The sequence below is a fragment of the Streptomyces venetus genome (genome assembly GCF_039540295.1).
In the GTDB taxonomy this organism is placed as follows: Bacteria; Actinomycetota; Actinomycetes; order Streptomycetales; family Streptomycetaceae; genus Streptomyces; species Streptomyces venetus.
Genome location: NZ_BAABET010000009.1, coordinates 37,127 through 51,372, shown reverse-complemented (window position 1 = coordinate 51,372; position 14,246 = coordinate 37,127). Strand labels below are relative to the sequence as shown.

Below are 14,246 nucleotides of genomic sequence, written 5' to 3'. Positions count from 1 at the left end.
GCCGGAGCGCTTTCCGGTCCTCGGGTCGCAGGGCGGGGCACAGAACGCCTGATCGAGCGCTTATCCCGCACTGAGCCGGGGCCAGGCACACTGGAGTCATGACGACTGGCGCTCAGACCCCCAGGTACCCCGCCCCGCCGCGGCGCTCCCGGCTGCGCACGTTCCTGCCGTTGGGCATCGCCGTGTGGCTGGTGCTGGAGATCTGGCTGCTCACGATGATCGCGGGGGCGTCGAGCGGGCTGGTGCTCTTCCTCGTCCTGCTCGCGGGGTTCGTGCTCGGCGCGGTCGTGATCAAGCGGGCCGGCCAGCGGGCCTTCCGCAACCTCTCCGAGGCGCTGCAACAGCAGCAGAGCGGTGTGATGCCCGAGGCGGCCCGGCCCAACAGCGAGGGCAACGGCCTGATGATGCTGGGCGGCCTGCTGCTGATGATCCCCGGAGTGGTGTCGGACGCCGTGGGCCTGCTCCTGCTGCTGCCCCCGGTCCAGAAGGCCGTGAGCCGTTCCGCGGAGCGCACCTTCGAGCGCAAGCTCCGCGAGGCCGACCCGGGCACCCTGGGCGGCGCCTTCCAGCAGGCCCGGATGCACCGCCCCGACGGCAAGGTGGTCCAGGGCGAGGTCATCAGGGACGAGCCGGGCGACGCCCCGCGGGAACCGCGCCCGCCGCTCACGCACTGAGCGCGGCCCACGGGCCCATGCCACTGAGCGCGGCCTATGGCCTCAGGCGGTAGAGGCCATGGCCATGGGCCGGCAGAGCAGACAGAAAACCGCGGGCGCCGTACTTCACGTACGGCGCCCGCGGTCTGATGCGCTGTGATCTCGGCCAGGCCCCGAAGGGACTTATGCCGACTTGCGGCTGTCTCGGGGATGAATCGCGATGTTCATCGCACCGGAGCGCAGAACCGCCAGGCGCTCCTCGAGGACCTCTTCGAGTTCCTCACGGGTGCGCCGCTCCATCAGCATGTCCCAATGCGTACGCGCGGGCTTGCCCTTCTTCTCTTCAGGGACATCGCCGTCCACGAGGAGTGCCTGGGCCCCACAGACCTTGCACTCCCACTCCGGCGGGATCTCCGCCTCGACCGAGAAGGGCATCTCGAAGCGGTGCCCCTTCTCGCATGCGTACTCCACGGCCTGGCGCGGGGCCAGGTCGATGCCGCGGTCCGTCTCGTAGCTGGTCACCACGAGGCGCGTGCCGCGAAGAGCTCGCTCACTCATGAATCGTGCCTCCCGGGCTTGTCGCCCACAGGACAGGTGTCGCTGTCGTCGTCATCCGGTCAACGTCCGGTCGGCGGTAAAGATTCCCGTTCCGAGTCCCGTTCCGGGTCATGCGTCGCCGTCGTAGCCGCCCTTGTTGTACCCACCAGCGCCCGGTTTGTCACATCTGCTGGCAGATGTAACCTAGCGTTTCGGCATCTTTGACGCGCAGTAACGGTACGCCTGGCAGGCCAAACGCGTACACTACAGCCCTTTCGCTTCGAGTGCTAAATCCTGTCAGGAACCGGATTCCCCGCTTCGGCGATCGCACGCCGTACCGGGACCCGGGCGAGCAGGGCGAACCCGATGACGAAGAACCCCACCAGCGAGACGATCGCGTCCCGGTAGCTCCCGGTCAGCTGGTAGGTGACACCGAACAGCAGCGGCCCCAGCCAGCTCATCCCGCGGTCGCTCATCTCGTACGCCGAGAAGTATTCGGCCTCCTTCCCGGGCGGCACGAGATGGGAGAACAGGGACCGGGACAGCGCCTGGCTGCCGCCGAGGACCAGTCCGATCCCGGCGGCCAGGACGAAGAACCACACCGGCGCCCCGGCCGGCAGGAAGTATCCGGCCGCCAGCGTCAGCGTCCACGCGGCCAGCGAGCCGAGGATCGTGCGCTTGGCCCCGTAGGTCCGGGCCAGCCGGCCCATCGCCAGCGCGCCCGCCACCGCCAGCACCTGCACGAGCAGGACGGCGCCGATGAGCGTGGACTGCCCGAGGCCCAGTTCCTCGGAGCCGTAGACCGAGGCCTGCGAGATCACCGTCTGGACGCCGTCGTTGTAGACGAGGTAGGCGAGCAGGAAGGCGAGGGTCAATGGGTGGCGGCGCATGTCGCGGACGGTCGCCGCGAGCTGCCGGAAGCCCGGGAGGGCCGCCCCCCGCGCGGTCGGCCTGCGGTCGCGCAGCCGGCGGAGCGGGATGAGGGCGAACGCGCCCCACCACAGGCCGGCCGACGCCAGGCAGATGCGGACCGCGGTGCTCTCGGAGAGGCCGAAGCCGTCGTGCCCGGTGTAGAGGACCAGGTTCACGACGAGGACCAGGGAACCCGCCGCGTAGCCGAAGGCCCAGCCGCGGGAGGACACCGCGTCCCGTTGCTCGGGCGGGGCGATCTGCGGCAGATAGGAGTTGTAGAGCATCATCGCCACGGACTGCGCCGCGTTCGCGACGACCAGCAGCGCCCCGCCGAGCAGATAGCGGTCGCCGTCCAGGAAGAACATCGCCGTGGTGGCCGTGGCCCCCAGGTAGGCGGCGGCCGCGAGGAGCGGCTTCTTGCGGCCCGTACGGTCGGCGGCGGCCCCCACCAGAGGCATCGCCAGCACCGCCACGATCACCGACAGGGACACCGAGTACGCGAAGAAGGACCCGGCGCGCACCGGGATCCCGAGCGGGTGCACGTACCCCTCGGCGTCCGCCGCCGACTCGGCGACCGACGTCAGGTACGGGCCGAGGAACACGGTGAGCACGCTCGTCGAGTAGACGGAGCACGCCCAGTCGTAGAAGTACCAGCCGCGCTGCTCGCGCCTGAGCTCCGCGGCCCCGTCGGCCGACGGGGTATGCACGGTGTCGGTGCCCACCCGTGCCCTCGCTTCCCCGTGAACGCGCGGAGGGCATGGGCCCCACGTCTCAGACCCAGACGCCGCGGTCCTCCATGACCTTGCGCAACGTGTCGATGTGATCGGTCATGATGCCATCCACACCCAGATCCAGGAGCCGGTGCATGCGCTCGGGATCGTTGACGGTCCACACGTGCACCTGGAGCCCGCGCGCGTGCGCGGCGTGCAGGAAGCGGTGGTCCACGACCTGGATGCCGGACTGGATCTCGGGCACCTGGGCGGCGACCGCCGAGCGGCGCACCGCCGCAGGCAGCCCCCAGGAGCGCAGCCGCAGGTTGAGCACGCCCCGCGTGCCGTACGACGTGGCCAGCCGCGGGCCGGCCAGCCGCTGGGCGCGCACCACGCGCGCCTCGGAGAACGAGCCGAGGCAGATCCGGTCCCAGGAGTCCGTCCGGCCGACCAGGTCCAGGAAGGGCAGCAGGGCGGCCTCCGCCTTGACGTCGACGTTCCAGCGCACCTCGGGGAAGGTCTCCAGGAGCTCCTCGAAGAGCGGCACCGGTTCCTCGCCCGCCACGCGCGCGTGCCGTACCTCCTGCCAGGGCAGGTCGGCGATCCGGCCCGCCCCGTCCGTCACCCGGTCCAGGGTCGCGTCGTGGAAGGCCACGAGCCGGCCGTCCCGCGTGGCGTGGACATCGGTCTCGATGTACCGGTAGCCCGCCTCGACGGCGCACCGGAACTGCCGCACGGTGTTCTCCAGCCCCTCCGCGGCCCCGCCCCGGTGGGCGAAGGCGATCGGGCCGGGATGGTCGAGATAGGGGTGGCGTATCCGCGGGGTCACGAACGCAGTATCGCTCCTCGCGGTTGACCGGTGGCAACGACCGTGCTGCCACCGGATGCCGAGGGGACGGCGAACACCCGCAGGAACAGCTGGGCGAGCGGGCCGATCGACACCGCGTACAGGAGGGTGCCGATGCCGACGGTCCCGCCCAGGGCGAAGCCGGTCGCCACGACCATGAGCTCGATGCCCGTGCGCACCAGACGGATCGACACCCCGGTGCGCTGGTGCAGTCCGGTCATCAGGCCGTCGCGCGGGCCCGGACCGAAGCGCGCCGCGATGTACAGGCCGGTCGCCGCGCCGTTCAGGACGATCCCCGCCACCGTCAGCGCGATGCGCGGCGCCAGGCCGTGCGCGTCGGGCACCAGGGCCAGTGTCGCGTCCATCGCCATGCCGATGACCAGCACGTTGGAGATCGTGCCCAGCCCCGGCCGCTGGCGCAGCGGGATCCACGCGAGCAGCACCGCTGCGCCCAGGAGGGTCAGCACCATTCCGATCGACAGCCCCGTCCGCTCGGCGATGCCCTGGTGCAGCACGTTCCACGGCTCCAGGCCGAGTCCCGACCGCACGAGGAACGCCGAACTCGCGCCGTAGAGCGCGAGACCCGCGTAGAGCTGGATGAGCCGCCGGCCGAGACGGCGCTGCGTGGACATGAGGTGCCCCCCTGTGGTGGTAGTGGACTGATGCATGACACCCTGTGGCTTGGATGGAGAGTCCATCCATGGCCAATCCGGGGAAGGTGGACTGATTCCGATGGCGCAGTGGACCTCGGCCGTGGGTGCGGCACAACTCGCCCGGCTGCTCAACTCCCAGCAGGACCGCCCGGCAGGGCCCGGCACCCGCCGGCCGCCCGCCTACCGCGCGCTCGCGGACGGCATCCGGCTGCTGGTGCTCGAGGGCCGGGTCCCGGTGGCCGCCCGGCTGCCCGCCGAGCGCGAACTCGCGCTGTCCCTCTCCGTGAGCCGTACGACGGTCGCCGCCGCGTACGAGGCACTGCGCGGCGAAGGGTTCCTGGAGTCGCGGCGGGGCGCCGGAAGCTGGACCGCGGTGCCGGCCGGGAACCCCGTGCCGGCGCGCGGGCTGGAGCCCCTGCCGCCGGAGGCCCTCGGCTCGCTGATCGACCTCGGCTGCGCCGCGCTGCCCGCGCCCGAACCGTGGCTGACCCGGGCCGTCCAGGGCGCCCTGGAGGAACTGCCGCCCTACGCGCACACGCACGGCGACTATCCCGCCGGGCTGCCCGCGCTGCGGTCGATGATCGCCGAGCGGTACACAGCGCGCGGGATCCCGACCATGCCCGAGCAGATCATGGTCACCACCGGGGCGATGGGCGCCATCGACGCGATCTGCCACCTGTTCGCCGGACGGGGCGAGCGCGTCGCCGTCGAGTCGCCCTCCTACGCCAACATCCTCCAGCTGATGCGGGAGGCCGGGGCCCGGCTCGTGCCCGTCGCCATGGCCGAGGGACTCACCGGGTGGGACATGGACCGCTGGCGGCAGGTCCTGCGCGATGCCGCCCCGCGCCTCGCCTACGTCGTCGCCGACTTCCACAACCCGACCGGGGCGCTCGCCGACGACGACCAGCGACGGCGGCTGGTGGACGCCGCGCGGTCCGCGGGGACCGTGCTGATCGCCGACGAGACGATGAGCGAGCTGTGGCTGGAGCCGGACGTGCGGATGCCGAGGCCGGTGTGCGCGTTCGACCCGGCCGGGTCCACGGTGATCACGGTGGGGTCGGCGAGCAAGGCGTTCTGGGCCGGGATGCGCATCGGGTGGGTCCGGGCCGCGCCGGACGTGGTCCGCAGCCTGGTCGCCGCGCGGGCCTACGCGGATCTCGGTACGCCCGTGCTGGAGCAGCTGGCCGTCAACTGGCTGTTCGGGACGGGCGGCTGGGAGCGGGCCGTGGCGGCGCGGCGGGAGCAGGCGCGGCGGAACCGGGACGAGCTCGTGGCGGCGGTGCGCCGGGAGCTGCCCGAGTGGGAGTTCGAGGTGCCGCGCGGTGGGCTCACGCTGTGGGTGCGGACCGGGGGGCTTTCCGGGTCGCGGCTCGCGGAGGCGGGGGAGCGGGTCGGGGTACGGGTGCCGTCCGGGCCGCGGTTCGGGGTGGACGGGGCGTTCGAGGGGTATGTGCGGTTGCCGTTCACCGTGGGCGGCGCGGTGGCGGAGGAGGCTGCCGCGCGGCTGGCGGCGGCGGCCCGGATCGTGGAGTCCGGTGGGGTCAGCGGTACCGAGGCACCCCGTACGTTCGTCGCTTAGCGATCGGCGGGGGTGGGCTTCGTCAGCACCGGGACCGGCTCGGCTTCGGCCGGCTCCGGGACCGGCTCGGCTTCGGCCGGCTCCGGGACCGGCTCGGCTTCGGTCGGCTCCGGGACCGGCTCCGGCGCGGGCTCGGCTTCCGCCGGTGCCGGCACCGTCTCTCCGTCCGCCGGTGTCGTGCGGGGCGGGAGGAGGTCCAGTACCGCCTGGCGGTGGGCTTCGGCCGTCGCGTCGTCGTAGGGGTGGGGAGTGGCCGGGACCTGGAGGCGGTGGACCGGGTCCGTGCCCAGGCGGGCGTAGCCACGGCCGGGTGGGACCTCGTCGACGGGGGTGGTGTGCGGGGGCGCGCCGAGGACGGACTCGACCTGCTCGCGCGTCGCCGGACCGAGGACGACGCGGGCACGCGTGTGGTGCCGTACCGGTTCGCTGAGCATCTCCAGGCAGTCCAGCTGGTCGGCCACCACCACCGTCACGTTCACCGGGCGGCCGTGCCGCAGGGGGACCTGGAGGAGGGACTGGGGGTCCTCGCGGTCGTCCGCCGCGGCCAGATGGGTGAACGCCGTCGGACGGTCCAGGAGGATCCAGAGCGGCCGCCTGGTGTCGTCCGGCGGTGGGTGACCCGCCTGGTGGGCACGGTTGGCGGCGATGAGACGCCGCTCGGTCTCGTGCGCGGCCCACTCCAGGCTCGCCAGGACCCCGGCGAGCCCGCACTCGACGGCCAGGACGCCGTCCCGCCCGGTCAGGCAGGCGTACTCGCCGGTGCCGCCGCCGTCGACGATCACCACGTCGCCGTGCCGGAGGGCCTGCAAGGCGATGGACCGCAGCAGGGAGGACGTGCCGCTGCCCGGCCGGCCGAGGGCGAGCAGGTGCGGCTCGGTGGAGCGCAGACCGGTGCGCCAGACGACGGGGGGCGCGTCCCGCCGCTGTTCGCCGCAGGTCAGCGGGAGGGTGCGCCGGACCCGGGTCGGGTCGGTGAAGCCGAGGACGATCTCGCCGGGGGCGGTCACGAAACGCTGGGCGACGATGTCGACGGCGAGCGGCGAGAGCACGTCGACCGTCAACTGGTTGCCTTCCTCGTCCCACGTGAAGTGGTATTCGCGGCCACGGCCCGACTTGGCGGCGAGGAGGTGCTCGATCCTGGCGCGGGCCTCGGTCTCCCCGTCCGCGAAATACGCCGGGTAGCGCACCACCAGGTGCGAGATCCGGCTGCCGCCGTCGAACGCGTAGGTGGGAAAGGCCTTGTCCCACGCGCCGCCGTGCGCGTACAGGGGCTCGGGGTCCTCGGCGGTGGAGAAGTAGGGCACGAGCGCCTCGTACAGCGACTCCAGGCGCCGGCGCTGCGACTCGTCGGGGCCCTCCGGTGCCGCCGCGGCACCGTCCCGGCCCTGCCAGGCCGCCGCCGCCATCAGTGTGATGGCGGCGAGCAGCGGCCCGTACGGAGCCAGCGCCACGACCAGGATCACGGAGGCCAGCAGGAACAGCAGCGCCCCGCGCTTCTCCTTGGGGGTCTCGGCCCATCTGCGCCGCCCGGCCGCTGCCAGCCGGCGCAGGCCCCGCGTGATCGTGATCAGCGGGTGGAGGACGTCGGTGGCGCTGTCGGCGGCCGTCCGGGCCAGCTCCCGGCTCCGGGCGAGCTGTGCGCCGCCGTTGCTCAGAATGCGGGGGAGGGGGCGCCGGGCCACTGCTGCCTCCAGTCAGTACGTACGGGCGGAGTGCGTACGGGGAGCGGGGTCGTCAGAACTTGATTCCTCCCAGGAGGCTCGCCAGGCTCTCGCCGCCCGCCTTGATGCTCGGGGCGATGGCCGTACTGGCCAGATAGAAGCCGAAGAGCATCGTGACCACGGCGTGCGACGCCTTGAGGCCGTCCTTGCGGAAGAAGATGAAGACGACGATGCCGAGCAGGACCACGCCTGAGATGGAGAGAATCATGTGGGTTCTCCTGGTTCGCGGGGACAGTCACCATGAGTACTTCCAGGCTCACAGGATGTATCCATACGATAAAAGGTGCAACTGGGTTAAATTCGGACCATTTCCCCTCGGTTGACGGAGTGGTCCCTGGCCCGGCCGAACAGGGCCGTGGTCCTCGCCCTGCCTGGGGTGATCTTTACCTCGGGCACATCGGGTCATGTGCGGCGCGAGCCAGTACCCTGGCGATTCACTCGTACGGCTGCGCCACTCGCAGGCGTACGCACCCGACGTGACGCGCAGGAGAGGCGGTCCGGCCGATGACCGAAGTCCCCGACCCCGAGGTCGTGGAGCTGGCGACCAAGATCTTCGATCTGGCCCGGCGGGGACAGACCGAGGCGCTCGTGGCGTACGTCGACGCGGGCGTTCCGGCCAACCTCACCAACGACCGCGGCGACTCGCTCGTGATGCTCGCCGCCTACCACGGCCACTCCGACGCGGTGCGCGCCCTGCTGGCCCGCGGCGCCGAGGCCGACCGGGTGAACGACCGAGGCCAGACCCCGCTCGCGGGAGCGGTCTTCAAGGGCGAGACGGACGTGATCAAGGCTCTCCTGGAGGGCGGCGCCGACCCGGCCGCCGGCACGCCCTCGGCCGTCGACACCGCCCGGATGTTCGGCCGGACGGAACTCCTCGAACTGTTCGGCGATCACTGAGCCGACCAGTCTGACCTGGAACGACAACGAAAACGGGGGAGGCGGTAAAGGGCCGCCGAAATTTCGGTCGCGGTAGACGGAAGTGCCGAGTCATCATGACGACGTGGTTCACGGACGTGATGGTTGGGCAGGTGTTGCCGCACCGCGCGGACCGTGACGCGGTCCGCAAGGGCCACCGACGAGAGGCAGAGGAAGATGGTCAGCAGCAAGCAGGAAACGGCGGGCGCCCCGACGTGTTGTCACGCGGCCAGGTAGTACACGTCCCCGGTTGCGTCGACGCTTGATGTGAGGCTGTTTCCCATGTTCGATCCGGTCATAGCGCCCAGCGGTACGCTGCTCGGCCTGCTCCAGCGGGGCCGCGGCGACGGCACGCTGCACGCGCTCACCGCCCCCCGCGCCGAGGCGCTCGCGGCGTTGAACCACTGCGTGCTGCGCGATCCCCGCCACGACTGGCAGGTGGAGAACCGCTCCCTCTACTACGCCCGCCTCTACCTCGACCTCAACGGCGAGCTGGACGAGGTCGAGGCCCATCTCTTCGGCGCCGAGGACGTCCTCGACAGCGACGAGTCACGCACCGGGCTCGCCCTCGCCGTTCTCGGGCACCTCGCCTCCTACGGCAGGCGGGACGCGCTCGAACTGCTGCGCAGGTACGCCGCCCACGGCTCCAACTGGGCCTGGGCTCTCGACGAACTCGCCCTGCGGGACGACGACGCGGGCCTGCGCGCCCTCGCCGCGCCCGTCCTCGCGCGGTTCCCGGCCGACCCGGAGGGCGAGGCCGAGCTGGCCGCCGCCGTCCGTGACGCCTTCGAGCCCCGGCCGTGGCGGCTGTGGGCCGAGGACCCGCGCGAATCCGTCGCCACGCGCGTGCGTGCCGCCCACGAGGCGGGCAGCTTCGACCGCTGGCAGCGGCAGATGCGGCCGACCGGGCCCCGCCCCGGATGGAGCGTGAGCGCCGTCTTCGAGTGGGCCCAGCAGGGCCTCGAACGGGGCGCGGCACTCCATGTCCCGGCCGCCCGCTGTCTCACCGCCGTCGCGGGCCCCGACGACCGGGCCGAGATCGTCCGGGCGGCGAAGGACGGCAGCGACGGAGCCCGGTGCACCGCCCTGCGCTATCTCGCCGACGGAGGCGATCCCGACGCCCTCGACCTGATCGAGGGCGCCGTGGCCACCGGCTCGACGGTCGTCGTGGACGCCGCCGTCGACGCCTTCGAACGCATGCGCTCGCTCGCCGCCGTCGACCGGGCGCGCGGCTGGGCCCGGCGGCCCGACCCGCTGGGCGCCGCCGCCGGACGCGTCCTCGCCTGCCGGGGCGGGGTGCGGGACCGCGACCTGGTCCTCACGGCCCTGCGCGAGGCCGTACGCGGCGAAGGCCCTGACGCGCCGACGCTGTGGACCCTCGTCGACGGCACCGGGCGGCTAGGCATCGCCTGCGCCGCACCCGTGCTCCGGCACGTCTACCGGGAGACCGCCTCCTCCCATCTGCGCGGCCGGGCGGCCCGAGCCCTCGCCGCCACCGACCCCTCCTTCGCCACCGGCTTCGCCGTCGAGTGCCTGTGGGACTGCGAGGAGACCACCCGCGAGATCGCCGCCCGGCACGCCGAGACCGGAGACGCCCGCGTCGTCGAGCGACTGCGCCGGCTCGCCGCGGATCCGGCCGAGGAAGCCGAGGTCCAGACGGCCGTACGCAGCCGGATCGGTCCCGAGGAGACCGCTGTGTGACCCCCTCCGCGCCAGCACGGCGGGGCGGAATCAGGCCGCCCGGGTGAACAAGGGGTGACTCGCGGGGCAGGAGGGCGTGGACGCAGCCTGACCTGCGCGGGTGCACCCCAGAACGCTCATAGGACGTTCCTCGTCCGGAAAGATCCACGTTGACGCGGCCACGTCCGGCACGGCGACAACACCGGTATGCGTGTCGTCATCGTGACCGAATCCTTTCCCCCCGACGTGAACGGCGTGGCCCACTGCGCGCTCCAGACCGCCCGGCACCTCGTCGATCGCGGTCACGCCCCCGTCGTCGTCGCCCCGGCACCCGCTCCGGGGCACAAGCCCGACGCGTCCGCGCCGTGCCCCGTCGTCCACGTCCCCTCCCTCCCGCTCCCCGGCTACCCCCAGGTCCGCGTCGCCCTCCCCAGCCGGCGTCTGGCCGCCACCCTCGTCGAGCACCGTGCCGACGTCGTCCACCTCGCCAGCCCCTTCGTCCTCGGGGTGCGCGGCATGGCCGCCGCCGCCCGCCTCGGCATCCCCGCCGTCGCCGTCTACCAGACGGACCTGGCCGGATACGCCCGTACGTACATGGGCGCCGGAGAGGCCGCGGCCTGGCGGCGCATCCGCTCCGTGCACGGCGCGGCCGACCTCACCCTCGCTCCGTCCACCGCCGCCCTGCGTGACCTGGAGACACACGGAGTGCCGCGGGTCGAACTGTGGCCGCGCGGCGTGGACACCGCACGGTTCCGGCCCGACCGTCGCGACGAGGCACTGCGGCGGGAACTCGCCCCGAACGGCGAAGTGATCGTCGGCTACGTCGGCCGGCTCGCCCCCGAGAAGCAGGTCGAACTCCTCGCCGGTGCCTGCGGCCTGGACGGTGTCCGCGTCGTGATCGTCGGCGACGGCCCGAGCCGGCCCGGCCTGGAGCAGGCGCTGCCCGGCGCGGTCTTCCTCGGCCGGCGCACCGGTGACGATCTCGCCCGGGTCTTCGCCTCGCTGGACGTCTTCGCCCACACCGGCCCCTTCGAGACCTTCTGCCAGACGGTTCAGGAGGCCATGGCCAGCGGCCTGCCCGTCGTGGCGCCCGCCGCGGGCGGACCGCTGGACCTGGTCGCCCACGGCCACACCGGGCTCCTCGTACCGCCGCGCGACGCCACCGCCGTACGGGACGCCGTGCGTGCCCTGGCCGCGGACCCCGCGCTGCGGGCCGCCTTCGGCGCCGCCGGGCGGGCCACGGTGGAGGGCCGCACCTGGGCGGCCGTCGGGGACCGGCTGATCGGGCACTACGCGAACGTGCTCGCCGGGCGCCGGACGGCGGTGGCGGCATGAACCCGGCCGGCCAGAACAGCCAGTCGCTGCGGATCGTCCGGCTGGCGAACTTCGTCGCGCCCGCCTCCGGCGGTCTGCGCACCGCCCTGCGCGAACTCGGCAAGGGCTACAAGGCGGCGGGGCACGAGCCCGTCCTCGTGGTCCCCGGCGAGCGGGCGAGCGACCGCGAGACCGAGCAGGGGCGGGTGATCACCCTCCCCGGGCCGCTGCTGCCCGGCACCGGCGGCTACCGCGTGCTCGCCGACAAGCGGCGGGTGGCCCGGCTGCTGGACGAACTCGCGCCGGGCCGGCTGGAGGTGTCCGACCGTACGACCCTGCGGTGGACCGGCAAGTGGGCGCGGCGCGCCCGGGTCCCGGCCGTGATGGTCTCCCACGAGACCGCCGACGGCGTGCTGCGCACCTGGGGCCTGCCCGAGGGCGCCGCCCGCCGGACCGCCGACGCCCTCAACGTCCGTACGGCCCACACCTACGCGCGTGTGGTGTGCACCACCGAGTTCGCCGAGCGGGAGTTCGTGCGGATCGGGGCGCGCAACGTCGTCCGGGCCCCGCTGGGCGTCGACCTGGTGCAGCGGCACCCCGCGCTGCGCGACCCGGAGCTTCGGGCGCGGCACGCGCGCGTGGGCGAGACGCTGCTGGTGATGTGCTCACGGCTGTCCGTCGAGAAGAGGCCCGGCACGGCGCTCGACGCCCTGGAGGCGCTGCGGCGGCGGGGGCGGCGGGCGGTGCTGGTGATCGCCGGGGACGGCCCGTTGCGCGCCCGGCTCGAACAGCGGGCACGCGAGAGCGGTCTGCCGGTCACCTTTCTGGGGCACGTCTCCGACCGGGGTCTGCTCGGCGCGCTCCAGGCGTCCGCCGACGTGGCCCTGGCGCCGGGGCCTGCCGAGACCTTCGGGCTCGCCGCGCTGGAGGCCATGGCGTGCGGCACGCCCGTCGTCGCGAGCGCCTCGTCCGCGCTGCCGGAGGTGATCGGCTCCGCCGGGGCCGTCGCGGCCGACCACGGGGAGGCCTTCGCGGACGCCGTGGACGTGCTGCTGGAACGCCCGGAGGCGGACCGGCGCGACGCCGCACGCGCGCGTGCGGCGTGCTTCGGGTGGAACGCGGCGGTCGACGCGTTCCTCGCCGCCCATGACGCGGCCGTCCCCGTACGTCCGTACGTGCCCGGGGGCGTGGCATGAGACCGCCGGGGTTCGAGGGGGCTGCGCGGGTCGAGGAACCTGCGCGGTTCGCGGGGGCTGCACGGTCCGGGAGGGCTGCGCGGTCCGAGGGGGCTGCGTGGTCCGAGGGGGCTGCGTGGTCCGAGAGGGCTGCACGGTTCGAGGGGGCTGCATGGTCCGAGGGGGCTGCACGGTCCGAGGGAGCTGCGCGGCCCGCGGGGCCTCTGCGGTTCGTGGCCCTCGGTGACTCGCTGACCGAGGGCGTGGGCGACCCGGTCGGGGACGGGTGGCGCGGCTGGGCCGCGCTGCTCGCCGACGGGCTCGCCGAGGGGCCTGCGTTGCTCGCCGGAGGATCCGCTCGGTCTGGCGGGGAATCTGCCCTGTCCGCCAGGGGATCCGCCCGGTCCGCCGGGGAACCCGCCCGGTCCGCCGGGGAATCCGCCGCCGGGTCGACTGGGGAGACGGCCCGGTGCACGGGCGGCCCTCGCCGGTGCGGGGAGGCCTCCGTCCGGTCCGGGGAGGAGGACGTCTGGTGCGGGGAGGCTCCCGCCCGGCGCATCGAGGCCTCCGCCTGGTGCATGGATGCCTCCGTCCGGTCCGCGGAGGAAGACGTCCGGTGCAAGGAGGTTCCCGCCCCGGGCATGGAGGCTCCCGCCCGGCGCATGGAGGCCCCCGCCTGGTGCGAGGAGGCCCCCGCCTGGTGCGAGGAGGCCCCTGCCCGGTTCGTGGAGGCTCCCGTCCGGTGGGCGGAGGGCCCGGGCCAGTGGGCGGGAACCCCGTTCCGGGCCGCTGAGGGACCCGTCCGGTTCACCAACCTCGCGGTGAGCGGGGCGCAGACCCGGGACGTGCTGGAGCGGCAGTTGCCCGCCGGGCTGGCGCTGCGGCCCGACCTGGTGTCCGTCGTCGTCGGTGTCAACGACACCCTGCGCTGCACCTTCGACATCCAGGCCGTGGCCGCCCGGCTCGACCAGGTGTACGCGGCGTTCACCGAGCAGGGGGCGGTCCTGCTCACCGTGTGCCTGCCCGACCCGGGCACGATGCTCGGGCTGCCGGAGGCCCTGGCCCAGCCGCTGGCGCGGCGGCAGCGGGCCGTGAACACGGTGGTCCACGCGCTGTCCGACCGGTACGGAGCCCTGCACCTGCACGCGTGCGAGGGCGACTGGATCACCGACCGTGCCATGTGGAGCGCCGATCGGCTGCATCCCGGGGAACGCGGTCACCGGCAACTGGCCCTGCGCTTCCACGAACTGCTCACCGAGCACGGCCTCGCGACGGGTCCCGCGCCCTCGCCCGAGCCGGAGTTCCCCGTCCCGGCGAAGTCGGCGAGTCTGTGGTGGCTGGCCACCGCCGGCACCGGCTGGGTGGCGCGCCGATGCACCGACCTGCTGCCCCAGCTCCTGACCCTCGCCGCCGACGAGCTCCGGCACCGAGCCCGGGGGACCAGCGCCCGGCTCGATCTGCGAGCGTCCGCCGCGGTGTCGGCCGCGCTGGCGGCCCTGTCGGTGGCGGAGCGACCGGACGCGGCCTGACCGGTCCAGCGGGTGCGGAAC

The 14,246-nt window shown here is 73.6% G+C and carries 13 protein-coding genes; 7 read left to right on the top strand and 6 right to left on the bottom strand.

The features are described 5' to 3' along the window. Positions 1 to 98 precede the first annotated feature (98 nt). On the top strand, positions 99 to 674 hold the full coding sequence (fxsA, locus tag ABEA82_RS27605; RefSeq protein ID WP_345664393.1) for an FxsA family membrane protein: 576 nt from the start codon (positions 99 to 101) through the stop codon (positions 672 to 674). 162 nt (positions 675 to 836) lie between these two features. On the opposite strand, the gene ABEA82_RS27600 is transcribed toward fxsA, so the two are convergent. The 4 genes from ABEA82_RS27600 to yczE all read right to left on the bottom strand — a co-directional run bounded on the left by ABEA82_RS27600 (position 837) and on the right by yczE (position 4,291). Next, positions 837 to 1,211: an RNA polymerase-binding protein RbpA gene (locus tag ABEA82_RS27600; protein WP_003988897.1), complete on the bottom strand. Its 375-nt coding sequence runs from the start codon at positions 1,209 to 1,211 to the stop codon at positions 837 to 839. A gap of 266 nt (positions 1,212 to 1,477) precedes the next feature. Further along, the gene (locus ABEA82_RS27595; RefSeq protein WP_345664392.1) at positions 1,478 to 2,824 is read right to left on the bottom strand and encodes an MFS transporter; all 1,347 of its coding nucleotides are present in this window, start codon (positions 2,822 to 2,824) and stop codon (positions 1,478 to 1,480) included. A gap of 49 nt (positions 2,825 to 2,873) precedes the next feature. Continuing rightward, the gene (locus tag ABEA82_RS27590) at positions 2,874 to 3,641 is read right to left on the bottom strand and encodes a glycerophosphodiester phosphodiesterase family protein (protein WP_345664391.1); all 768 of its coding nucleotides are present in this window, start codon (positions 3,639 to 3,641) and stop codon (positions 2,874 to 2,876) included. Then, a complete protein-coding gene (yczE, locus tag ABEA82_RS27585; protein WP_345664390.1) occupies positions 3,638 to 4,291 on the bottom strand; it encodes a membrane protein YczE in 654 nt (217 codons plus the stop codon). Before yczE ends, ABEA82_RS27590 begins: the two co-directional genes overlap by 4 nt. Before the next feature lie 100 nt (positions 4,292 to 4,391). Here yczE and ABEA82_RS27580 point away from each other — a divergent pair, with 100 nt between their 5' ends. Further along, positions 4,392 to 5,891, top strand: a complete 1,500-nt coding sequence (locus tag ABEA82_RS27580) for an SCO1417 family PLP biosynthesis transcription factor (protein ID WP_345664389.1) — start codon at positions 4,392 to 4,394, stop codon at positions 5,889 to 5,891. On the opposite strand, the gene ABEA82_RS27575 is transcribed toward ABEA82_RS27580, so the two are convergent. Continuing rightward, positions 5,888 to 7,573, bottom strand: a complete 1,686-nt coding sequence (locus ABEA82_RS27575; protein WP_345664388.1) for a hypothetical protein — start codon at positions 7,571 to 7,573, stop codon at positions 5,888 to 5,890. The genes ABEA82_RS27580 and ABEA82_RS27575 overlap by 4 nt on opposite strands. Before the next feature lie 52 nt (positions 7,574 to 7,625). Next, positions 7,626 to 7,820, bottom strand: a complete 195-nt coding sequence (locus tag ABEA82_RS27570; RefSeq protein ID WP_003988891.1) for a hypothetical protein — start codon at positions 7,818 to 7,820, stop codon at positions 7,626 to 7,628. 296 nt (positions 7,821 to 8,116) lie between these two features. On the opposite strand from ABEA82_RS27570, the gene ABEA82_RS27565 reads away from it, so the two are divergent. From ABEA82_RS27565 to ABEA82_RS27540, 5 genes are all read left to right on the top strand, one after another. After that, positions 8,117 to 8,509 (top strand): ankyrin repeat domain-containing protein, encoded by a 393-nt coding sequence (locus ABEA82_RS27565; protein ID WP_345664387.1) that lies wholly within the window; start codon positions 8,117 to 8,119, stop codon positions 8,507 to 8,509. Between the two features lie 300 nt (positions 8,510 to 8,809). Continuing rightward, entirely contained in the window at positions 8,810 to 10,228 is a 1,419-nt protein-coding gene (locus ABEA82_RS27560) for a HEAT repeat domain-containing protein (RefSeq protein WP_345664386.1), read from the top strand. A 186-nt stretch (positions 10,229 to 10,414) separates the two neighbouring features. Further along, positions 10,415 to 11,542, top strand: coding sequence for a glycosyltransferase family 4 protein (locus tag ABEA82_RS27555; protein ID WP_345664385.1), 1,128 nt, complete (start codon positions 10,415 to 10,417; stop codon positions 11,540 to 11,542). Further along, positions 11,539 to 12,717 (top strand): glycosyltransferase, encoded by a 1,179-nt coding sequence (locus tag ABEA82_RS27550; protein WP_345664384.1) that lies wholly within the window; start codon positions 11,539 to 11,541, stop codon positions 12,715 to 12,717. Before ABEA82_RS27555 ends, ABEA82_RS27550 begins: the two co-directional genes overlap by 4 nt. 641 nt (positions 12,718 to 13,358) lie before the next feature. Further along, entirely contained in the window at positions 13,359 to 14,225 is an 867-nt protein-coding gene (locus ABEA82_RS27540) for an SGNH/GDSL hydrolase family protein (protein ID WP_425588563.1), read from the top strand. The last annotated feature ends 21 nt before the right edge of the window (positions 14,226 to 14,246 follow it).